Annotated in this window: 21 protein-coding genes and 1 riboswitch; of the genes, 9 read left to right on the top strand and 12 right to left on the bottom strand. The window is 40.6% G+C overall.

Annotated elements, in window-relative coordinates; translation table 11 throughout:
• Position 1: 1 nt before the first annotated feature.
• Together ACZSMY_RS20730 and ACZSMY_RS20725 are read right to left on the bottom strand one after the other, a co-directional pair.
• Entirely contained in the window at positions 2-910 is a 909-nt protein-coding gene (locus ACZSMY_RS20730; RefSeq protein ID WP_379542421.1) for a glycine betaine ABC transporter substrate-binding protein, read from the bottom strand.
• Between the two features lie 733 nt (positions 911-1643).
• A complete protein-coding gene (locus ACZSMY_RS20725; RefSeq protein ID WP_465148260.1) occupies positions 1644-2579 on the bottom strand; it encodes a hypothetical protein in 936 nt (311 codons plus the stop codon).
• Between the two features lie 362 nt (positions 2580-2941).
• On the opposite strand from ACZSMY_RS20725, the gene argF reads away from it, so the two are divergent.
• From argF to ACZSMY_RS20710, 3 genes are all read left to right on the top strand, one after another.
• Positions 2942-3901: an ornithine carbamoyltransferase gene (argF, locus tag ACZSMY_RS20720; RefSeq protein WP_212928606.1), complete on the top strand. Its 960-nt coding sequence runs from the start codon at positions 2942-2944 to the stop codon at positions 3899-3901.
• 458 nt (positions 3902-4359) lie between these two features.
• Complete coding sequence (locus tag ACZSMY_RS20715) at positions 4360-5871, top strand: BCCT family transporter (RefSeq protein ID WP_379542418.1); 1512 nt, start codon at positions 4360-4362, stop codon at positions 5869-5871.
• A gap of 51 nt (positions 5872-5922) precedes the next feature.
• Positions 5923-6306, top strand: coding sequence for a hypothetical protein (locus tag ACZSMY_RS20710; protein ID WP_052484982.1), 384 nt, complete (start codon positions 5923-5925; stop codon positions 6304-6306).
• Positions 6307-6352: 46 nt separating this feature from the next.
• Here ACZSMY_RS20710 and thrB read toward each other — a convergent pair whose 3' ends face one another.
• Genes thrB through ACZSMY_RS20695 form a run of 3 tightly spaced genes read right to left on the bottom strand, consistent with a single transcriptional unit; the run spans position 6353 to position 9583 of the window.
• The gene (thrB, locus tag ACZSMY_RS20705) at positions 6353-7228 is read right to left on the bottom strand and encodes a homoserine kinase (protein WP_379542416.1); all 876 of its coding nucleotides are present in this window, start codon (positions 7226-7228) and stop codon (positions 6353-6355) included.
• On the bottom strand, positions 7225-8286 hold the full coding sequence (thrC, locus tag ACZSMY_RS20700) for a threonine synthase (protein WP_042532064.1): 1062 nt from the start codon (positions 8284-8286) through the stop codon (positions 7225-7227). The genes thrB and thrC overlap by 4 nt, the downstream gene beginning before the upstream one ends.
• A 1-nt stretch (position 8287) precedes the next feature.
• On the bottom strand, positions 8288-9583 hold the full coding sequence (locus ACZSMY_RS20695; RefSeq protein ID WP_368901514.1) for a homoserine dehydrogenase: 1296 nt from the start codon (positions 9581-9583) through the stop codon (positions 8288-8290).
• Positions 9584-9822: 239 nt separating this feature from the next.
• On the opposite strand from ACZSMY_RS20695, the gene ACZSMY_RS20690 reads away from it, so the two are divergent.
• Positions 9823-10020, top strand: coding sequence for a hypothetical protein (locus ACZSMY_RS20690; protein ID WP_465148259.1), 198 nt, complete (start codon positions 9823-9825; stop codon positions 10018-10020).
• 122 nt (positions 10021-10142) lie between these two features.
• Here ACZSMY_RS20690 and ACZSMY_RS20685 read toward each other — a convergent pair whose 3' ends face one another.
• Positions 10143-11312, bottom strand: a complete 1170-nt coding sequence (locus ACZSMY_RS20685) for an MFS transporter (protein ID WP_212928607.1) — start codon at positions 11310-11312, stop codon at positions 10143-10145.
• 270 nt (positions 11313-11582) lie between these two features.
• Here ACZSMY_RS20685 and ACZSMY_RS20680 point away from each other — a divergent pair, with 270 nt between their 5' ends.
• Together ACZSMY_RS20680 and ACZSMY_RS20675 are read left to right on the top strand one after the other, a co-directional pair.
• A complete protein-coding gene (locus tag ACZSMY_RS20680; protein WP_042532071.1) occupies positions 11583-12404 on the top strand; it encodes a squalene/phytoene synthase family protein in 822 nt (273 codons plus the stop codon).
• Between the two features lie 322 nt (positions 12405-12726).
• Complete coding sequence (locus tag ACZSMY_RS20675) at positions 12727-14283, top strand: BCCT family transporter (RefSeq protein ID WP_042532072.1); 1557 nt, start codon at positions 12727-12729, stop codon at positions 14281-14283.
• Between the two features lie 78 nt (positions 14284-14361).
• Here the strand turns inward: ACZSMY_RS20675 and ACZSMY_RS20670 are convergent, their stop codons facing one another.
• From ACZSMY_RS20670 to thiW, 5 genes are all read right to left on the bottom strand, one after another.
• Positions 14362-15159: a hypothetical protein gene (locus ACZSMY_RS20670; protein ID WP_341172581.1), complete on the bottom strand. Its 798-nt coding sequence runs from the start codon at positions 15157-15159 to the stop codon at positions 14362-14364.
• A 119-nt stretch (positions 15160-15278) separates the two neighbouring features.
• Positions 15279-15899, bottom strand: a complete 621-nt coding sequence (gene thiE / locus ACZSMY_RS20665) for a thiamine phosphate synthase (protein WP_379542346.1) — start codon at positions 15897-15899, stop codon at positions 15279-15281.
• Positions 15889-16674 carry a hydroxyethylthiazole kinase gene (gene thiM / locus ACZSMY_RS20660; RefSeq protein ID WP_042532076.1) on the bottom strand — a complete coding sequence of 262 codons (786 nt, stop codon included), beginning with the start codon at positions 16672-16674 and terminating at the stop codon, positions 15889-15891. Before thiM ends, thiE begins: the two co-directional genes overlap by 11 nt.
• Positions 16664-17485, bottom strand: coding sequence for a bifunctional hydroxymethylpyrimidine kinase/phosphomethylpyrimidine kinase (gene thiD / locus ACZSMY_RS20655; protein WP_368901512.1), 822 nt, complete (start codon positions 17483-17485; stop codon positions 16664-16666). Before thiD ends, thiM begins: the two co-directional genes overlap by 11 nt.
• A gap of 33 nt (positions 17486-17518) precedes the next feature.
• Positions 17519-17983 carry an energy coupling factor transporter S component ThiW gene (thiW, locus tag ACZSMY_RS20650; protein ID WP_276325313.1) on the bottom strand — a complete coding sequence of 155 codons (465 nt, stop codon included), beginning with the start codon at positions 17981-17983 and terminating at the stop codon, positions 17519-17521.
• Between the two features lie 134 nt (positions 17984-18117).
• Positions 18118-18231, bottom strand: a riboswitch (TPP riboswitch).
• A gap of 113 nt (positions 18232-18344) precedes the next feature.
• Between thiW and ACZSMY_RS20645 the strand changes: the two genes are divergently transcribed.
• The 3 genes from ACZSMY_RS20645 to ACZSMY_RS20635 all read left to right on the top strand — a co-directional run bounded on the left by ACZSMY_RS20645 (position 18345) and on the right by ACZSMY_RS20635 (position 21061).
• Positions 18345-19397: a LytTR family transcriptional regulator DNA-binding domain-containing protein gene (locus ACZSMY_RS20645; RefSeq protein ID WP_042532081.1), complete on the top strand. Its 1053-nt coding sequence runs from the start codon at positions 18345-18347 to the stop codon at positions 19395-19397.
• Positions 19398-19508: 111 nt separating this feature from the next.
• Positions 19509-20357, top strand: coding sequence for an ABC transporter ATP-binding protein (locus ACZSMY_RS20640; RefSeq protein ID WP_042532083.1), 849 nt, complete (start codon positions 19509-19511; stop codon positions 20355-20357).
• Positions 20354-21061 carry an ABC transporter permease gene (locus ACZSMY_RS20635; protein WP_042532085.1) on the top strand — a complete coding sequence of 236 codons (708 nt, stop codon included), beginning with the start codon at positions 20354-20356 and terminating at the stop codon, positions 21059-21061. The genes ACZSMY_RS20640 and ACZSMY_RS20635 overlap by 4 nt, the downstream gene beginning before the upstream one ends.
• 162 nt (positions 21062-21223) lie before the next feature.
• On the opposite strand, the gene ACZSMY_RS20630 is transcribed toward ACZSMY_RS20635, so the two are convergent.
• The gene (locus ACZSMY_RS20630; RefSeq protein WP_042532087.1) at positions 21224-23095 is read right to left on the bottom strand and encodes a beta-glucoside-specific PTS transporter subunit IIABC; all 1872 of its coding nucleotides are present in this window, start codon (positions 23093-23095) and stop codon (positions 21224-21226) included.
• Positions 23096-23159: the final 64 nt, after the last annotated feature.

Here is a 23159-nt window from a genome sequence, read left to right as displayed (position 1 = left end):
GCTACTCCTTTGGTTCTAAATCTTCAATCGAATCAATATCCATATATTCAGGAACAACAAAACCATTTTGAAGACCATCCAAGTTTGGACCTAAGTCAACAAATTCACCTTCGTAGCGATCATACAAATGCCCTTGTGTTATTGGTAATGCCGGAGCAACGGTTGCATCAACACTGTCGCCGGCAATGCTTTCAAATAAAATGGCAGGGTCGACTTCTGTTACGGTAACATCATAGCCATACTCGGTGAGTACTTGTTCCATAACTGCTGCAGATGCTTGCTCTGCTTCCCAAGGCATAGAACCAATCTCGATTTTTTCTCCATCTGCTTCTTCGATATTTTCAGTCCACTCATCCACTTTATCCGGATTATCTTCCACCCAGTTAGAAGCAGCAGTTTCAACATCTGAATCTTCTGCTTCATACATTACTTGTTCTACGTCATCTAACTCCCAGTTAAATGCATCGAGCAGTTTATAAGCGTCCGGCATGTCTTCTTCTAAGCCTAAGCGTGTGATTGTATGGGCAGATTCGCTCTTTCCCATCGTACCTTCCGGGTCTTCGAGCATTTTTAAATCGTATTGGAGAAATTTATGGTGTGGTATCCAGCCAGTAACAATAATTGGATCTTCATTACTTATTGCATCAGCCAATTGTGCAAGCATTCCTACTGTTGAACTTTCTTCAAGCTCCCAGCCATCAAGATTATCGTAAGTATCAAGCGTATTATTTGCGGTTTCTGTAACACCTGCACCAGGTTCAATACCTGTAATTGTGTAGTCCACTTCTTCACTATAATTAATGTCTCCTCCAGCCTCTGCTGAATCTTCCTCTGTTGAATCATTACCACATGCAGCAAGCAGAAAAATAGAAGCTATACCTACTGCTGACAATGTTTTTAATGCGTTCACAAATGACAACACCTTTCTGAAATTGTTCGTTTGGTACTACGTTTTTAATCGAATCAAAGTCCATATAATCATCCACTATCAGGTATCTTCAAAATTCTCAGAGTCGTTGATATCGGTAAGTAAGCACTTAATGATATGAGCAGCAAAATGTTGAAAAATGGCTGCTGAAATATCTTAAGTCATTTTTAAGTATATATTCAAAATCCGATAATCGTATCATTCACATTCGCTTAGACCCTGATGAATCTGATTCTTTCATTTCATCACCACCGTCCCGCGAGTAATGTAAGTTTTAAGATTGCCCATGGCATAGAACATCTTTAAGGACTTTGAAAAATATCGTACCGTTTCTGAAATATTCTGTTAAGTAAAATTATTTTACTCGCTTCTATACAACCTAACACAAAGTATAAATATAAGCAAAGTACCGTCATATGGCTTTGCATGCTTTAGAGACAATATTATTCAATATTAAAGCGTAGGTAAGAAAAAGAATACAATCTGATTTTATGGATGAAGTTTCCCTTTATAATTATTTCAGAAAAATGCTAATAAAAATCTCAAAAACTATTGAATAAATAAGCATTTTAAGCAGAGGAATTATTTGGTAGTGGTTATGATTCAGGTAAAGGGTGAGTAGTTTTAATTGTGATGAGAACAATGTATCTCATCAAATGTAAATAAAAGCAGCAAGCAATGAATTCATTACTTGCTGCTTTTACAATAGATATCTTTAGGACGATAATAATATCTTCCAATAATCAGAAATATGACTAATTGTTTTAGTTGTTTGCTCTTTAATAGAATCTTTTGCTGTTTGTAAATTTGAATCTTTTGATGAGAATCCTTTTGTCACATAATTCACCAATTGTTCTTGTAATTGAAACATAAGCAAATCAACTTCAGAAGCATCTTTCAGTTCATTAAACTGTTTAGTATATTTGTCTACCATATCCATAATTTCTTCAGATGTATATTCTGTGACGCCAAGCTTATTCGTGATAGTTAGATTTTTTCTTTGTTCTGCATCTAATGAAACAGGTGGCAAATTAGTCATTTTTGCACGAGCTTCAAAAAATTTTTCATGAACAGAGCGATGATTCGTAACAGCATCTTTATTATGTGTAGTATATTGGTCGATAAGCTGGTCAAAACCTTCTTTCACCTTAGAATTATCTGTTAGAAATTTATCGCTGAATACGTGAAGTGCAGATACGGAAGAAGCAAATTCCAGCTGTGCTTCAGCTGAACTTAACATTAATTCTCCACCGCCGCGACCTCCACTGCCCATTCTTCCATTAACATGATAGTGTCCTAAACTATCAAGGGCTTCCGTTACTTGCATCAATATATTTTCCATATTCTGAATAGTATCTTTGTCGTGATCCTCATAGAAACCTGTTTCATTTAAATATTGACTAAACACCAAATATTGATGATACGGACGATAAGAAAAAAGGTCAGAAGGATCAGCATTTGGATTTACAATGGAGTTTACCATGATTTCGTGACCTTTATCCATTTGCTCTCTTAAGGTTTTTACTTCATCAGAGAGTAGTAAGGAATCTGACATTTTTAAATGTGCATTGGTTTTCTTGACATTTGCTAAAGAAGTTTCTTTTGATACATATGGGGTGCCGACTCCCGTATAATAACCATCAATTTGCATATTTTCACCTCTTCTTAGTATAAAAATTATGATTGAGAAACATCCACCAAACTTTCTTCCTCCAATAATATATAGAAAAGAGTATATCTATCCTTTATTTCGGTTGGATAGAGAAATGGTGAAGCAAAAATACCTATTTAATTTAAAAATTTTTAAAATTAAGGCTGAACAGTGAAATTACCTTATATCTTAAGGGAGCTCTCTTACTTGTATATAGATTAAAAAGTTAGTAAAGAGTATACAAGATATTAAAAGTAATTAAGCAAGATATGATGGAATAAAAAAAATCTCAAAAACTATTGAATAAATATTCTTTTTATTGCATAATAATTCATAACAACTTATTGAAGAGGTGTACGTGAATGACAACAAATCAAATCCAATTTCAGCAGCAGGAGTTAAAAGGAAGAGACTTTCTGACACTTGCTGATTATACAAAAGATGAAATCGACTATTTGATCGAATTAGCAGATTATCAAAAGAAGCAAAGTAAAGAAGGGATTATTTTTGAACCCTTGAAGGGGAAAACGTTAGGAATGATTTTTGAAAAGGCTTCGACAAGAACGCGTGTATCCTTTGAAACAGGTATCTATCAGCTGGGCGGTTTAGGTATTTTCTTAAGCTCCAAGGATATACAGATTGGCAGGGGAGAAACGATTGCAGATACAGCACAGGTGCTTTCAGGCTATTTGGATGGAATTATGATCCGTACCTATAATCAGGATGATGTGGCGGAGCTGGCGAAGTATGCAAGTATCCCTGTCATCAATGGATTGACAGACCTTTATCACCCATGTCAGGTATTAGCAGATTTACAGACCATCAAAGAGGTGAAAGGTGTGCTGCAGGGACAGAAACTGGTTTATATCGGTGATGGTAATAATATGGCGCATTCTTTAATGATTGGTGCTGCAAAAATGGGCATGCATATTGTTACAGTAACACCAGATGATTATAAGCCGGAGGAGCAGGTTACGGAAAAAGCGAAACAATTTGCTTCTGAACACAGTGCAACGATTGAATGGAGTAATGATCCAGCCGAGGCTGTGAAAAATGCAGATGTCGTTTATACAGATGTATGGGCAAGCATGGGGCAGGAAGCGGAGCAAACAAAGCGTGAGCAGGACTTTCAGCAGTTTCAGGTAAATGAAGCACTTCTTGCCAATGCAAAAGCAGATGTCACCTTTATGCATTGCCTGCCAGCTCATCGGGGAGAAGAGGTATCTGCAGGAGTGATTGACGGGAAGCATTCTGTTGTCTTCCTGCAGTCCGAAAACCGCCTGCATGCACAAAAAGCTTTGATGACAGCGTTAATGGGATAAATATAGAAGAAATAATGAAGCGGGAAAGTCAGTAAGACAGACTTTCCTGTTTTTTTATTTCTAAATACTTTTTGAATATCCTCTTTTAGAAATTTTTCCTCCCTTCGATTACAAGGATGATACGATTAATGGCCGCTTATCTTCGCTGTAAAACCGCTTTTTAAACTACTTGCATCTGCACAGTCTTTGGGTATGGATTCGAAGAAAAATCTACCTTATCTACACTAAGGGAAGTTGTTTTTAAAACAGGTATTATTCACTAATTACATTGGAATTTCAGCATAGCTTGGAACACGGTAATTCTCTATTAATTGCTGTTTTCAAACCGTCTCCCGGGAGGGCTTCTTATAATAAAAGATTTAATAAGAAGGAGATATACAAAGGTTTGATAGTATAGCGACCCGGGGAATAGTTAGAATACTTGTACATAAAAACAAATAAATAGAAGAGGTGTAGGCATGAAAAGTGTAACAAGCGTGTTTTGGTACGCTTTAGCTTTATGTATTATTGTAGTTCTTTGGGGCTCCTTTGCTCCTGTTAATTTAGAAGTGGTTACATTAGAGATTACTACGTTTATCTCTGAAAAATTTGGTTGGTATTACTTATTATTAGTCATGTTAACGCTGGTATTATGTGTGTATCTTATTTTTTCACGATATGGAAATATTAAATTAGGGAAAGAACATGATAAACCTGAGTTTAGTTTATTATCATGGTTTACTATGCTGTTTAGTGCGGGAATGGGGATGGGATTAGTATTTTGGACAACTTCCGAACCAATTTCCCATGCTTTTATCAGTTCTCCTGGAGCAGAGCTGGGCTCAGAGCAAGCGCTTAACGACAGCTTGAAATATGCTTTCTTTCATTGGGGGATGCATGCCTGGGCTGTATATGGCATGGTGGCTCTGGTATTAGCATACTTTAAATTCCATAAAGACACCCCGGGGCTCATTAGCGCTACATTAGTCCCGCTGTTCGGCAAGAAATCAATGCAAGGTCTTCCGGGAAAAATCATAGATACCCTGGCTGTATTTGCTACTGTCGTTGGTGTTGCTGCGACCTTAGGGTTTGGATCTGCGCAAATTAATGGCGGGCTATCCTATTTATTTGGTACACCTGGAACTTTTCCAGTGCAGCTGCTCATTTTAGTCATAGCAACTGTCCTGTTTATTGTTTCAGCCTGGTCCGGGATTGGCAGAGGAATAAAATACTTAAGTAATTTTAATATGGGTCTGGCATTTGTATTATTACTCCTGCTATTTATCATTGGACCTACCTTATACATTCTTAATATGTTCACACATACATTAGGAAGCTATGTATCAGACTTTTTTGAGATGAGTCTGCGAATGGCTCCTCAGAATGCAGAACAGAGAGGCTGGATTGATGATTGGACGATCTTTTATTGGGCATGGTGGATTTCTTGGTCGCCATTTGTGGGCATCTTTATTGCCCGCATTTCTAAAGGGAGAACGATTAAGGAATTTATGCTGGGCGTGTTATTTGTTCCAGCTATTGTCTGTTTTATTTTCTTTACTGTTTTTGGTGCTTCCGCTTTAAACTTGGAACAGAATGGAATTGCTAAAATATCGGAATTTGCATTGGAAACCTCCACGTTTGGAGTTTTAAATGAATATCCATTTGGAATGATGATGTCTATCATTACCATAATTGTAGTAGCCGTCTTCTTTATTACATCTGCTGACTCGGCTACGTTTGTACTGGGAATGTTAAGTACGGGAGGAACTATTAATCCGCGCAATTCTGTTAAAATTATGTGGGGAATGATGCAATCAGCTGTTGCAGCAATTATTGTTTACTTCGGCGGTACGCAAGGTCTGCAAAATATGCTGATTATTGCGGCGCTTCCGTTCTCCATCGTAGTTATCCTCATGGGTGTTTCATTTTTTAAATCGGCCCACCAGGAACAAGTTTACTGGAAAAAGCAAACGAAAAAGAAAGAAGGCTAGGGGTTTTAGATGACTGGATAAAGGAAATAAAAAAGAGGAGGAGGAGATAAAATGACAAGAACATTACAAATCATTGGTCTGCTGTGTATACTATTTATTGTCAGTGCTTGTCAAGCTGATACAGAGCAGGAAGTAAATAATAATGCTGATGAGAATCAAGAGACGACAGAAGAGAATGAATCAGATACCGGCACTTCCGCTGATAATAATACAGACACCTCCTATGAATATGAAGAGCAGGAAGTCATTGGCGGACAGATTGATGAGGGAGACTATGATGTGGTTGTCGAAACAGATAATAAAGGAACGCGTGTAATGTTTTATGAAATCGATGGAGAGAAATACTATAAAACCATCTTTGTCAAAGACGATAACCGCTTAAAAATCATTGATATTCAAAATGATAATGGTCTGATCTATAATGAAACCATATAAAAAATGTGCAAGCGTCTCCCATCCGCGCTTGCACATTTTTACTATTTTAAGAAATCGAAACCCCTTTTGTATCAATCTCTAAAACCTTTACTTGATACCCTTCAAGTTGTTTTGCCATCGTTTCTTTCACTGTTTCCCCATTTCCTTTTGCTACAAAAGAAAGCATGGTTGGTCCGGCGCCGCTTAAAGCTGTACCAAATGCTCCAAGCTCTTTCGCTTTTTCACGAATAGCATCAAAATTAGGTATGAGTGTTTTACGAAAAGGCTCGTGAAATAAATCGTTCTCGAGCATTTTCCCAAACAATGGATAATCCTTGGAATAGAGTGCAGCAACAACCAGGTTGCTCATTGCACTAGCTCTTGCTGCATAGTTACGTTCATATGTATCTGGCAGACAATCTCTGGCAACTTCTGTTTTCAGCTCTACTTCTGGTATATACGCAATTAAATCTAATTCAATATCATGAAGCCGGACAGAAGGAATATCATCATCGAGCATAGTAGAAATCGTTAATCCTCCAAATAAAGCCGGGGCAATATTATCAGGATGCCCTTCGATTTCTGTCCCAAATGCTAATTTCTGTTCATTTGTTAACTGCAGGTTTCCCAGCTGATTAGCCAGTTCAATTCCTGCAACAATCGCAGAAGCACTGCTGCCCAAACCTCTGGCCAGCGGTATTTCACTGACCTCCTGCACCTTGCAGGGAGGCAAGGCAGTCCCGTATCGTGCAGCTACCTGCTCTGTAATGTTCCAAATAAAATGATTTTCTTGGTTTTTTTCAGAGCCGTGTGCGAAAAATGCATGATGATCAGAAGCTTCTACGTCCAAATGAATATACAGACCTAATGCAAGGCCCATGGAATCAAAACCAGGGCCAAGATTAGCACTGCTTGCCGGTACAGAGATGCGAAACGGCATCATGACGTAATCATCTTCTCTAAATATTCAAGGATAGCCGTTTCGTCATTTGGCAGGGATACAGGGTCGATGGTCAGCTGGTCAATAGCTGTTTGCGGATCTTTTAAGCCATTGCCTGTCAATACAGCTACAACCTTGCTTCCCTGTGGAATTTTACCTGCTTTTACCTGTTGGATAACGCCAGCAATGGAAGCCGCTGAGCCCGGTTCTGCAAATACACCTTCTTTACGCGGAAGAAGCTTAAATGCAGATACAATTTCATCATCTGTGACAGAACCAATCATTCCGCCTGATTCTTCTCTTGCCTGAACTGCTAAATCCCAGCTCGCCGGGTTACCAATTCGAATGGCTGTTGCTACCGTTTCCGGATCTTCAACTACTTCATCTCTGACAATAGCTGCTGCACCTTCAGCTTCAAAACCAAACATTTTTGGAAGGGCTGTACCTTTGGATGCATTAAATTCTTTAAAACCTTTCCAGTAGGCACTGATATTTCCAGCGTTGCCGACCGGGATTGCTAAGATGTCAGGAGCTTCTCCAAGCTGCTCACAAACTTCAAAGGCTGCTGTTTTTTGTCCTTCCAAACGATATGGATTCACAGAGTTTACTAGAGTAATAGGCGATTTTTCGCTGATTTTACGAACCAGCTGCAGCGCTTGGTCAAAATTGCCTTCAATTTCTACGATTTCTGCTCCATACATGACAGCCTGAGCCAGCTTTCCAAGCGCAATCTTTCCTTTAGGGATAACGATAATCGCCCGCAGACCTGCACGAGCGGCATAAGCTGCTGCCGATGCAGAGGTATTTCCGGTAGAAGCACAAATAACAGAGTTACTGCCTTCTTCTATGGCTTTGGCAACAGCCATGACCATGCCGCGGTCTTTGAATGAGCCGGTCGGGTTTAAGCCTTCAAACTTCCCGTATAATTCAATTCCCAATTCCTTTGACAGATTTGGAAAATGATAAAGTGGTGTATTTCCTTCTGATAATGATAAAGCGGGTGTTTTATCTGTGACAGGAAGTAAGTCACGATATTCTTCAATTAACCCTTTCCAAGCCATCTTACGCATCTCCTTCTACTTTGTAATAGCTTTTTATCTCGTTTACTGCATCAAATGATTTTAATTGATTCAGTACTTCTTCAAAATGAGAGTATGGTGTATCATGTGTAACCAGCACAATCTCTGCAGAATCTTTTTCATCCACAGGTGTCTGTAAAATACGCTGGAAGCTGATATCCTGTTCATGGAAAATCGATGAGATTTCTGAGAATACCCCCGTTTTGTCCTCCACGCATAGGCGCACATAATATTGACCATGCTGTTTCTCTTTTGGACGTAATGTTTTTGGAAACTGCATGTCATTTAACTGCTTTCCTGACACGCCTAAACGCATCGCTTTGATAGCTGCGATAACATCGGATAGAATAGCAGTCGCTGTCGGGAGGCTGCCGGCGCCCGGGCCATAGAACATGGTCTCCCCAACTGCTTCACCATACACGTATACTGCATTATATTCATTTTTAACGCTTGCCAGCGGATGATTTTTCGCCAGCAGGGTAGGTTCGACACTTACTTCTAATTCATGGTCGAAAAAGTTTGCAAATCCGATAAGCTTCATAGTATATCCCAACTGTGCAGCATAACGAAGATCTTTTAATTCAATGCCATGGATACCTTCTACCTCCACGTCCTGCAAATCAACAGGTGTAGAGAATGCCAGCCGGCCAAGGATAGCCATTTTTCGGGCTGCATCTAAGCCTTCTACATCAGATGTCGGATCTGCTTCAGCAAAACCGAGCTGCTGTGCATCTGCAAGTGCATCCTCATAGCTTACGCCTTCTTCGTCCATTTTTGTCAGGATATAGTTTGTTGTTCCATTGACAATCCCCATAATTTTTTGAATATGATCAGAGGATAAACCCTCGTTAATTCCGCGAAGGATAGGAATGCCACCGGCAACACTGGCTTCATAATAAAAATCACAATTATTTTTTACTGCAGCCGCCTGTAACTCAGGACCATGAACAGCCACTAAGTCTTTGTTAGCTGAAACAACATGTTTTTTATTGGAAAAGGCCTTTAAAATATGTTCCTTTGTATGATCAATACCGCCCATTACTTCAATAACAAGATCGATATTCGGGTTTTCCAGAACATCATCGGGGTTGGTTGTTAAAAGGCTTTGATCCACATCAATATTCCGAGCCTTTTCGATATTACGCACAAGTACTTTATCCACTTCGACTTTACAGCCTAATTGATGGGCTAATTTTTCCTGATGATCTTCAATCAAGTGAATAACTCCTGATCCAACGACACCAAGACCTAATAAACCTACTGAAACCTTCTCTTCCATCTTACCACCTCTACGCTTCCTATTGTATATTGAATTTATTTAAACATGAAAAAGAGAGTAAGGCAATAGCGAATTTTTAGAAAAGATAAGCGTTTATATATGTAACCGTTTTCTTAAAGCGGAATAATCAGCGATTTAAAAAATCGTCACATTTTAGAATGGTTTTAACGGAATGAATCCAGCGGCTGTGCCATTTTTGCTATTTTTTCATATAAATAGATAAAAAGGGGAAGAGAACTGTGCGAATTTATCATCTCGGAGCATTATTTATTATTTTCTTAAGCCTGGGTGTAAGTATTGGCTATAGTATCGGGAAAACAGAGATTTTTGCGCTGGCTGGGTTTATTTTAGGAGTGTTTCCTATTGTGATATACAGACGAACTATTATAAAGAAGGAAAAGAGCTCATGTGAGAAAGATAAACAAACGTATTCCTGAGGCAGCTGTTGTTTTCCGTTAAAAATATAGCGTGTGGGCAGAAAGGAACCCCTCTGAAAACTGAAAAAAAGAAGCTTTCAGAGGGGTTCATATATAACAGCAAAGCTTTACAAAGGAAGAAACTATTCAGATTCAGCTGTAACCTGCGGACGTTTATATCCCTTTAGGGCAATCAAAGCAGTAAACAGACCTAATAAAACGATTGCTCCGCCGACATAGGCATTCTTATCTACACTGGCCTGTTCAATGACGATGCTTCCAACAAAGGATCCGACTGCAATACCCAGATGTAAAGCAGAGTTATTTAGGCTGACCAGGATGCTCGAATTTTGTGGAGAGGTCTCAATCAAATAGCTTTGAACCGGTGGAGAGACTGCCCAGCTGAGCATTCCCCATAGAATAAGCACGACAAGGAATAATACCACGTGGAATGATGAAGCAGGGATAATTATAATCGTAGCTACAAATAAACCAATGGCAGCAAGAATGGTTCGTTTTGGTCCAAATAAATCGGATAATGTGCCGCCTGTACCACCGCCGCTGACAGCAGAAATACCAAAAATCAGATAAATGGCGCTTAACCAGATGCCGTCCAATTCCATAAAATCCTTTACAAATGGATTCAAGTAGCCGTATAACGCAGTATGCCCAGCTAACACAAAGAACGTAGTCAGCAGGATAAAAAGAATTTTTGGGTTGCGAATCATTTTTAGCTGTGTTGTTATCGGCAAGGGTTTTTCCGAAGAAGGAACACGCTGCATAAACAAATAAACACATATAATAGAAGCAACTGTTAAGAGAGCAATAAGTACAAACGGCGCCCGCCAGCCAAATGATTCACCGAGTATTAAACCAAATGGAATTCCGAAAACCAGAGATCCGCTTACTCCCATACTTACGGTGCCGATAGCCCGACCGCGGTAAGCAGGCTTCACAATCGAGGACGCCATCATTGTACAAAGTACAATTAATAAGGAAGCACTTGCTGCGGAAATAATTCTGCTAATAAAAATCATCGTATAGTTCAAACTAAAAACAGCTAGTATATTTCCCAGCAAAAAGATGAATAAAGAAATAATCGTCAGCTTTTTCCGTTCCACAGAAGCTGTTAAATAAAGTAAAATAGGAGAGGAAACAGCAAAAACCAGAGAGAAAATCGTAATCAAAAGTCCTGCCTTTCCTAAGGATACGTCTAAGTCTGTTGCGACTAAATCGAGAATGCCGCCAATAATTAATTCAACCATTCCGACAACGAATGAAATGGTCATTAACAAATACACACCTTTATTCATAAAACAACACGCCTTATCTATAATTATCTTGGATTAGTTATGATTGTCTAAACAAACGCTTTCAGCATCTATACTTATTGCGAAGAAAAGCAAAAACTCCCACGGAATGAATTTTCGTTTTACAAAACACTATTTATTATCTTAGCTTAAAAGGAACAGATAGCACAAGAATTTTATGTGAAAATTAATGAGAATTCAACACTTTTAAGGAAAAAAAGAAACTTGTTTGTTATACTGGTATTAACCGCATGAAATAAGGAGGAGTTTTGGGTGAGCAGCAAAGCAACATTAGAAAAAGATGCAATGAAGGTTTTAAAACAGACGAGCAGAACATTTTATATCCCCATTAAACTGTTGAACAAAACGTTGCGGAAAACAGTTGGTTCAGCTTACCTCTGCATGCGCGCTGTGGATGAGATAGAAGATCACGAGGAAATGGATGCAGAAGTAAAGCAGCACTTATTAATGGAGACAAGCCGTTTGTTGAAGGAACCTGTGTTTCCGCGTGGAGCTTATGAGCAGTTGGTAGCTCCTCATGAAAAGGAACTTCCAGAGGTGACATTGCGCCTGCCGGACTGGATTGATTTTTGCCCCGATGATATCGAGCAGAAAGTAAAAGATTCAACCAGTGAAATGGCAGAGGGGATGGCCAAGTGGACAAGGAAAGAATGGAATGTACAGACAAAAGAAGATTTAGATGAATATACATATTATGTAGCCGGTCTTGTCGGCGTAATGCTGTCTGATATATGGAATTGGTATGATGGGACCGAAACAGATCGTGACTTGGCTATTGGCTACGGTCGTGGATTACAGGCTGTGAATATATTACGGAATGTGGACGAGGACGCAGAACGAGGAGTCGGATTCTTTCCGGATGACTGGTCCAAAAAAGAAATGTTTGCTTACGCTGAAGCGAATTTGCAAAAAGCAGATCAATATATGACGCAAATTACTACGAAAAATATCCTGCTTTTCTGCCGTATTCCACTGGCACTTGCGCATAAAACATTAAATGCTCTGAAAACCGGGAAAGAAAAAATGTCCAGAGATGAAGTGGAAGAAACCGTTGATAAAATTATTAATTCGTAAGACTTGAAAAAATAAATAAAAATTATCAGAAGAAAATCTCGCTATATTCCGCGAGATTTTTTTATTTTGGGGACTGAGAAGGGTTTAATAATGTTTAATAAGGGAAATACTTCTATATTCAAAGTAATTCGCTGAATAGGTCTTTAAAATGCGGGTTGTGTTGTAGGAAGCACGTAACTATAATAGAAAGATATGTGCTAATAAAACACGTGAGAGGATAAAAGCGTGTCAAGGATTTTACGGAAAAGCTGCTTTTATCCCCAGGTCTATCCATGATATATAAATGTAAGGATAGGCGCTTACACAAAACAGGAGGTAAAATGTGAAGTCAGGAAAAGGAAAAGGTTTAGATTGGCCAGTTTTTTATATCAGTGGAGGATTTTTAGTAGTATTTATTATCCTGTCGCTGATCAACAGTGATATGGTGGATAATGCAGTAAATACCCTATTTAATTTGTCTGCTGATTGGTTTGGAGCTTATTGGCAAATACTCTTATTCCTTAATTTCGCTATCGGTTTAGGATTGGCGATATCAAAGTATGGAAAAGTAAGATTAGGAAAACAGGATAAACCTAAATACAGCTATTTTGGCTGGGTTAGTATGATATTAGTTACCTTGCTGGCTGCAGGCGGTGTCTTCTGGGCAGCTGCCGAGCCAATGTATCATTATATGGATACCCCGCCGCTTTTTGGCGGAGGACAATTTAACTTTATTGAAGGGGCATTTGCTCAAGCATTTATGCATTGGGGATTCCTTGCATGGGCAATTCTTGGTACCTTAGCTGTTATCGTTATGATGTATGTCCATTATCAAAAAGGCTATCCATTAAAGCCGCGTGGATTATTATATCCTATTTTTGGAGAGAAGATTTTTGAAAAAAGTGTTATCGGTACGGCTGCAGATGTCGTATCTATTATTGCAACAGCAGCAGGAACATTGGGCCCGCTCGGGTTCTTGGGGCTGCAGATTTCTTATGGTTTAAATCATTTATTTGATGTTCCGAACACATTGACAATGAGCATTGTAGTAGTGGTCGCTCTGGTTGCGGTAGCAGCAATTTCGGCAGCGACTGGAGTAGATAGAGGAATTTATCATTTAAGTAACTGGAATGTCCAATTTACCATTCTTCTTGGCGTTATTGTTCTTATTATTGGACCTACTGCATTTATAATTGATGGATTTGTCGGCGGAACGGGTGTGCATATTCAAAATATGTTCGAGATGATGTTCTACCGAGGAGACGGCGAATGGCTGTCAGGCTGGACACTCTTTTTCTGGGCATGGTTTATTGGCTATGCGCCAATGCTTATTGTCTTTATCAGCCGGATTTCCAGAGGAAGAACGATTCGGGAGCTGGTTATTGCAGTATCAGTGGCAGCCCCGCTTGTAACGAATTTCTGGTTCTCCATTGTTGGCGGAACAGGTATTTTCTTTGAAATGCAGGATGAAGGTTCTGTTTCTACTGCATTAGCAGAGGGCGGTATGCCGGCAGCTGTGATGGCAATTACCGATCAGCTTCCGCTTGGCACCGTAATGGGCGTTGCATTCTTGCTGGTATCGATTGTATTTGTTGCTACAACAGCCGATACCATGTCTTATACCGTTGCAGCTACACTATCGGGCCATGATAATCCGAAGCGCTGGTTACGGGTATGCTGGGCTGTGCTTTTTGGAGCATTTACAGCAGCTATTCTTTCCATTGGGGAAGACAGTATTACATCGATTCAAAACTCGATTGTTATATCTGCTGTACCGGTATCGTTACTGATACTGCCGCCTCTTTGGAACGCGCCGAAAATTGCAAAGAAAATGGCGCTGGAGCAAGGGCTGATCTGGCAGCGTGAAATGCGTAAAAAAGAAGATAAAAAATATAAATAAAGAAATGAAAAAAATGGACAGCGAAGGCAATGCTCTTCTGCTGTCCATTTTTTTCATTATATACGGATGTTATCATCCTTACATACATTGGAAGGATTCAATGCTATTTAAGTCCATCCCAAAGTAAACCCAGCGGAACCCGTTCCAGCGAAATCCGGCAATCGAGTTTCTTCCTAAGAACGTCGGGAAGGCCCAAAATCCTCTGCCATGATTTGGCCAAATATAGGTGAAGCGGAACATGCAATGTCTGATACCGCCAGGGTCGACTGCGAATGTCTGCACCTGTTGTTTTTGCGGCACAAAATTAGGCGGCGGACCCATCGGAGGCTGGCTGTTCATCCCGCCCATTCCTGCCGGTGCAGGCTGCTGCCCTTGAGGTCCTTCATTTCCTCCGTTCTCAGGGAAATTTGGGAAGGATGGAGCTGGCGGCCAATTAGGAAAGGCCCCTCCATTCCCATTGTTATTTGGAGGTTCAGGGAACATATCTATCATTTGTTCCATCATCCCCTCAGGGAAATTTGCTCCATTTCCATTTGGTGCACCAGGAAAAAAGCCGCCGATTCGCTCCGGCGATGAATGATGCTCCTGCTCATATGGAGGCACCATATGGTTCGCAGGCTGCTGCTGTTCATATGGAGCCGCCATAGGATTAGCAGGCTGCTGATGATCGTATTGAGGCGGCATAGAATTAGCAGAATACGGTTCTGCCTGATAGCCGCCCTCTCCGCCAGATTTTCCGTCCGGTCTGCCGGTAAAAGCTCCATTGGAATAGTCATGCTGCGGCGCTGGCTGAAAATAATTATTTAACATCTGTCCGGGCAGGTTATTTTGTCTGTTTTCCTGCCCGTTTGGATGCTGTGGTTGAAAATGATTCATAATTTTCCTCCTCTATTAGGCTGATGTTCCCTAATAGCATATGAGGTATCTGCGTTATTTGCGCTTCATTATAGGCAGAATGGGCGCCATTAGCAGATAATAAAAATGGAGGGTGCCCGTTATAACTTATCTGCAGCTTCCTTAATATCATCGGCCTCTGTAACAGCAGTAATAAAGGAAACACCGTCAGCACCTGCTTCTATGACAGAAGGGGCATTTTCTGTCTGAATGCCTCCAATTGCCACGATTGGTATATCTGGAAATTGAGCGCGGATGGTATGAATCCACTCCAGTCCGACCGTTTGTTTTGAATCCTCTTTTGTAGACGTTGTAAAAATAGGACCGACACCAATATAATCCACCAGCTCAAGCGGACTCCGATCCAGTTCCTCCTGTGTGGAGATGGATAAGCCAATGATTTTATCTGAAAACCTGGTGCGAACTTCTTTGACAGGCATATCATCCTGTCCGACATGTATCCCATCCACCTCCAATTCCTCCGCAAGCTCAATATCGTCATTAATAAAGAATGGAACATCATGTGCGCGGCAACGTTCTCTAAGCTCCCTGCCAAGCTGAAGCTTTTTCTCTCCGCTCAATGATCCAGTCCCTTTTTCACGAAATTGAAATGCGGTAATACCGGCAGCAAGCGCTTCTTCTAAAACAGCGTTAGGGTCTCTATGACAGTTTTGACTTCCCATAATAAAATATTTTCTTAATAGCTCTCGATTAAAAATCATCTTCCAATCCTCCATTTAACTGCTTCGGTGTAAAGGATAAGGCATCAATAAAGCTTGGTAAAAAAGTTCCCGGACCATGTACATGCGGCAGTTTTGCTGCATGTTCAGCCGCCAGTCCGTAAAAGCTTAGTGCGGAGCTGAGCTGCTCTGAGACGGTGTAAGAAGTCGTCAGGCACGCGGCAGCAATAGACCCTAATAAGCACCCGGAACCAGTAATATTAGAAAGAAGCGGATGCCCTGTTTGATTATAAATTAGTTTTTGATCAGCATGGATAACGTCTGTTTTTCCAGTTATCACAATTGCAGTATCATATTTTCTGCCTGCTTGCTCTGCAATTTCATCTACATTTCCTTCGCCGACAGAATCTACTCCGCGTGATTGGATGTTTGCATCGACCAAGGAAGCAATCTCACCTGCATTTCCTTTGATAACTGTTGGACGTACCTCTTGTAGAATCTTTTCGACCATGTCTTTTCGAAAAGAGCTCGCAGCCACGCCAACGGGATCCAGAACAACAGGAATTCCTTTTTCATTAGCGGCTTTGCCTGCAGTAATCATTGCATCGGCTTCGCTTTCTAAAATGGTGCCGATGTTCAAGACAAGTGCATCGGAGGCCTTGGCCATATCTGTAGCTTCCCGTATTTCCTTTGCCATGACAGGACTGCCCCCAAAAGCCAGCAGTCCATTTGCATTAAAGTTCATGACGACCTGGTTGGTTAAATGATGAATAAGCGGTGTGTTGTTTCTGGCTTGCTGAATAATATCAGGATTCATGCGTAATCTTCCTTTCTGTGGTTTCCCGGATAGCCCAATGATTTGTCGGGCCGTTCCCTTTTCCAAGGTCAAAGGATTTCGAAATGGAAGCAGTCACAAATGCTTTTGCTTTTTTTACTGCTTCCGGAAGCGGACAGCCTTTCCCCAAATAAGCAGCAATCGCAGCGGCATAGGTACAGCCTGTTCCGTGCGTATTCTTCGTATCAATGCGTTCTGCAGCATAGCTATGCATTTTTTTCCCGTCATAAAGAAAATCGATTGCTTGTCCTTTTAAATGGCCGCCTTTTATTAAGGCTGCATCTACACCATATTCATGAACAAGGTATTCGGCTGCGCCTTTCATATCATCTTCAGTTGTAATGGATCGTCCAGTCAGGAATTCTGCCTCCGGAATATTCGGTGTTGCAACCGTTGTTAATGGAAGAAGGTATTGCCGTAAAAAGCTGCGGCCCTCTTCATCAATCAATGAGTCCCCGCTGGTAGCCACCATCACTGGGTCCATGACATAAGGTGCATCAACCTTCTCCAATTTTTTTACGATTAATTCCATCATCTGCTTACTTGCAATCATTCCTGTTTTCACAGCATGGATGGGCATATCTTCTAACACTGCATCCAGCTGGTCCTCAATCATGGAAAGCGGCATATGCTCTACAGAGCGGACCCCTGTCGTATTTTGAGCTACAACGGAAGTGATCACGGACATGCCATAGGTTTTTAACTCCTGAAATGTTTTTAAATCTGCTTGAATACCGGCGCCACCGCTAGGGTCTGTACCGGCAATGGTTAATGCACAACGAACCTGACTCATAATAAAAATCCTCCTTGGATAGAATAAAGTAAATTATTTTGTTAAAGAAAACTGCTGTGCCGGGAGACGGCTGACTAACAGCCAGCCAATCAATGCACCAGAGACACTGCTTACAACAAATGCCGGGATAAAGGCAAATGCTCCCGCAGAGCTTCCCATAAGCAGATTGGCTATCGGAACTGCAAAGAAAGAGCCGATAATTCCGGTGCCAATAATTTCTCCAAGAGCTGCCATTGGATATTTCTGCGTTTTCTTATACAATACCCCAGCAGCAAAAGCTCCAATCATTGCTCCAGGAAAAGCAACCAAGGTTCCCAGTCCTAAAAGGTTTCGGAGCAGGCTAATCATCAATGCGACAATAACTGCCGGACCCGGCCCGAGCATAATCCCGGCAATAACATTGATAGCGTGTTGAACAGGATAGGCTCTGGCAACTCCGGCAGGAAACCAGAGCAATTGTGATCCAATCGTTCCGATAGCAACAAGTACAGCCATCATTGTTAACAGGCGTGTGCGATTTTTCAATCCAATCATCTCCTTCTAATTTAAGGGAAATGAAAAGGTAACTACTTTGTAAAAATAAAAAATCAGGCTTTATCGAGAAGCCTGATTTGGTATACTGAGAGTAATCATATGTTGATTGACTACTTCCCTACGCTGGTATTAGCCAGATCAGGTTTGTAAGAGTCGGAAAGTAAGCATGCTTCCCTCTCAGCCCGCGATGTTGGGCTCCCCTAGTAGTTGCTTTTCATTATTATCTTTGAGTCTACTGTATCAAAGATTCAACGGTTTGTCATGAAATAATCATTAGACTGCAAGCTCATATAAAGGATGTTATCAATAGAAAGAGGAATGAAACATGTTAAGCATAAACGGAATGGAATATCGTCAGGGAGACCAGACCTTATTTCCGAAAATAGATATAGAAGTAAAACCTGGAGAAATAAAGGCAATTCAATCCACTGTTAATATACGTGCGGTGTTGCTGCAGATGATTATCGGAAAAGAAAATGTGCGGAATGGATCGATTCAAATCAAGCAACAGACATTACAGGAGGATAAGCAGAAATACGTTTCTTCTTTAGGGATTTGCTGGTATGAAGAGGGCATTTATGAAAGATTGAAGGTACAGGAATATTTGAAATTTATCGGCTCTTTATATCAAAGCAAGACTTCCATAAAGGAAGTACTATTGCAAATCCAACTGGAGGAAAAAGCGAAATGGAAGATGCATCAGCTCAATCGTTCTGAAAAGCGTCGTGTTCAGTTTGGCAGAATATTAATGCAGGAGGCGGAAGTGGTTATCTTCGAAGAGCCTGAGGTCAATGTAGATTTAGAAACGAAACGGGTCCTCCATCAATTTGTCGAATTGCTGCAGAAACAGCAAAAAGCGGTATTGATTTTAACGACAAGTACGGAGAGTGCTGTGACCATTTCGGATACGGTCTATCGTCTAAATGAGCAAGGGATACAGCAAATGGACGTGGAAACAGAGGAGAAAGAACGTTTAACCTCCACAGAAACAAATGTTAAAGAAACAGCAGAAGAAGCGGTTCAAATAAAGCAAACTTTCCAGTTAAATAAAATCTCCGCAAAAGTAGAGGATAAGATTATTTTATTTGATCCGCAGGAGATTGATTACATCGAAAGTCAGGAAGGACAATCCTATCTGTATACTCGCGGAGAGGGGTTTCCTACAGGTTTTACCTTAAAAGAATTGGAACAGCGCTTGTCTCATCAAGGATTCTTTCGCTGTCACCGTTCTTATATTGTGAATCTTCAAAAAATAAGAGAAGTAATTACATGGACGAGAAACAGCTACAGCTTATCTCTTGTAGATAAAAAAAGCTCTGAGGTTCCATTATCGAAATCAAAGTTGAACGAGCTGAAAGAATTATTGGGGGTAGAATAAGCATAATTCAATGTGATATATACTCCATTCGTCGAAAATATACTGCACCATTGTTGAAAAGAAGCTATTCTGTAGTCACAGGCAACTTAACTGATACAGGAGGTTTCAGGGATGGAGAATATGATTGAAGTGATATCTTTAGAGAAGATTTTTGGTAAAAAGCAAGCATTAAACAATGTTTCTTTTCAAGTGAAAAAGGGTGAAACATTTGGGTTTTTAGGTCCGAGCGGCTCTGGGAAAACAACAACTATAAAAATTTTAACTGGACAAATGAGGCCGACAGCAGGGACAGCGAAGGTCTTTGGAGAACCTGTTTCCAAATTAAATACACCGGAATATCGAAAACGCTTTGGGGTTGTGACGGATAATAGCGGTTTATACGCACGGCTGACTATTTATGATAACTTAAAGCTTTATGCAGATTTATATGGTACATCTTTACAGCGGATCGATGAGGCGCTGGAAGCAGTTAATTTAGGTTCGGAGAAAAAAACACAGGTTGCTAAGCTGTCTAAAGGAATGACACAGCGCGTATTATTGGCAAGAACACTTTTGCATAAGCCTGAGTTGTTATTTTTAGATGAGCCGACATCGGCATTGGATCCTGCGAATTCAAAACATATTCATAACGGTTTAAAAGAACTGAATCGACAGGGAACGACTATTTTTCTGACCACGCATGATATGGAGGAAGCAGATCATCTATGCAGCCAGGTAGCCTTTTTAAATAAAGGGGTTGTCCAGCTTTTAGACGAACCAAAACAGCTAAAAAAACAGTATCGGGAAGAGGTAATTGGACTCGAACTGAAAGATGGGCGAGAATTGGAGCTTCCACTTCAATCATCTAGTGCTGAGGAAATTCAACAATATATTTCCCGGGAAATGGTGGAGCGGATTTATACAAAAGAACCAACATTAGGAGATATCTTTGTTGAAGTAACAGGGAGGGAACTGGTATGACATTTTCTGTAAAACGATTTATGGCCATTTTTCAAAAGGATTTAAAAGATTTATATCGAAATATGTATGTTTCGTCTACTGCATTGATGCCGCTTATCTTTGCCGTCATATATGGTCGAATGGATAATGTAACGATAGAGATGCATTTGTTTGTCATCAGCATGTCGCTTGCTTTAGTTGGTACTTTCCTGCAGTGTGCGATGATAGCAGAAGAAAAAGAGAAAAACACGTTACGCGGTCTGATGCTTTCCCCGGCAACATTGACCGAAATATTGTCGGGAAAAAGTGCAGTAACGATTTTGATTACCGTGATTGTAACGGGTATCAGTATGTTTATTATGGATTTTTCTTTCTCCGGCAGAATCGGTTTAATGGCTGGAATTGTTCTGTCCTTGATTTTCTTTATTGCATTAGGTACATGGATGGGCTTAATTACTAGAAGTGTGTTAGAAGCATCTGTATATATCCTGCCTGTAATGTTTATATTTGGGATGGGAAATATGTTTATTATGTTTGCGGAGCAATATGCTTTCTTACAAATATTAGAATATACACCAGGACTCCAGCTGCAGGAAATTGTAGAGTTGGAAGATGCAGGAGCTGGGTTTGGAGAGCTGTGGAAGCCATTTGCCATTATTGGAGCATGGGCTGCGGCGATGGTAGTGTTGGCTGCCGTTACATTTAAGAAGCGAATGATGGATTAACCGGGTTATGAAAGATGAAGTAAATACGTTTTATTAAGAATAAAGTCATTTGAAGAGCGAGAGGAGCTTCATTAATGGCTTTTTCTTTTTATGATTGAAAAAAGCCTCCAAACTCCGGACCTTAAAGGAAGGCAGGAGTTTGGAGGCATAGCAGCTACTTACTTATACAATTGCCCGAATAAAATCATCATTCGCTTTTACTTCTACATCATCCGTTACAATAAGGTCTGTGAACTTATCTGTATTCGTGACAATAACTGGGGTTGTTACATCAAATCCTGCTTCTTTGATTTTTTCAATATCAAACCGGATCAGTGGATCCCCTTGTTTCACAGTGTCTCCTTGCTTTACCAGCGCTTCAAAGTGTTTTCCTTCTAGCTGTACCGTGTCTAAACCAACATGAATCAAGATTTCAGCCTGATGTTCCGATGTGATTCCAACAGCATGATGGGTTGGGAAAATAGCGGAAATCTCGCCACTCACTGGTGCCACAACTTCACCGACTGTCGGCTCGATAGCAGCTCCTTTTCCCATTGCTTCAGAGGAGAAGGCTGGATCGTTTACGTCGCTTAAAGGCTTGACGATACCTGTTAATGGACTTCTGATGGCTTCTTGTTCGATTAATTGTTCTTTTTTCTGTGCTGGCTCTGATTCTGCTGCCTTTGCAGGTGTATTCTGTTCTTTTTCGTTGCCAGCGGCTTTTTTGTCCGTTACTTCAAAACCGAAAACTAATGTTAATATCAAGCCAATTGCAAATGCTATTAATACTCCTATTAGGTAGGTTCCGATAGGAGAGAATGCAGGTATAGATAAGAAACTAGGGAAAGCAAATGCAAGTGCTTCAGATCCTAGCATACCATTAACTGCACCGCCAATGATACCGCCGGCAAGCAGATAGATAATCGTCTTGCGATAACGCAGGATAAGTCCGTAAAGAATTGGCTCTGTGACGCCGCCAAGGGCACCTGGTAACATCGTAGAACCAGCTAATGCTTTTAATTTTCTATCCTTTGCCCGGATTAGGATTCCGAGTGCTACACCAATTTGCGCGAACACTGCAGTTGCAAACATCGGTGTCAGCGGATCGCCGCCAGTTGCAAGGTTTTGAATGGAGATTGGAACAATTCCCCAGTGTAAACCAAACAATGTCAAGAAGGACCAGCCTCCGCCTAACACAGCACCCGTTAATAATCCGCTTCTTTCAATAAGAAATTCGATGCCTGCTCCAATACCATCTCCTACATATGTTCCAAATGGTCCGAAAATCAGCACAGCTAACGGGAAAGCAATCAGCAGCGATAGCATAGGGACCAAAAACATTTGTAAATCTTTATGAATAATCTTTCTTAGGCCTTTATCGAGTAAAGCATAAATTAAAATGGCAATAAAGATAGGGAATACCGTAGAAGAATAGTCTACTACAATAGCGGGTATTCCTAAAAAGGATGCGTTCGTATCAATTAGACCGGTTAGGTTTGGTTCTAATAAGGCCGCTCCGATTGACGCACCTACAAACGGATTTGCTCCCAATCGATTAGATAATGTATAACCTATAAATACTGGCAGGAAATAAAATATAGCGTTACCGGCAGCTGATAAAATCAAATAGGTGCTGCTTTCTTCACTGAGCACTCCAGTCATCGTTAGTACGATTAACAGCGCCTTCAACATACCTGCGCCGGCAAGTGCTCCTAATAAAGGAGAAAATGTTCCTGATATCACATCAAAAACCTGTGCTACCCAATTCGCTTTTTCGCCGCTGTCATTATTATCATCCTGCTTGTTTTCCACATTGGTATTTTTTGCAACTTCTTTATATACCTCGGATACATGCGGACCGATAACGACTTGGTATTGTCCGCCACTCTGGACAACGCTGAGTATTCCGTCCATTTCCTCAAGTACCTGCTTGTTTGCTTTCTTGTTATCTCTGAGTTGAAATCTTAATCGTGTGGCACAGTGGACGACATTTTTAATATTCTTATCGCCGCCGACGTTTTCCACGATGTCTTTTGCCAGTTTTTCGTAACCCATTTGTATTCCTCCTTGTATATTTTAGAATGTAACGTTCGTTAAAAAGCTGCGTAAATCTTATATA

This window comes from Oceanobacillus sp. B139/18, assembly GCF_055524595.1.
Note: the sequence above shows the minus strand (reverse complement) of the source record. Positions and strands in the feature narration are given on the sequence as shown.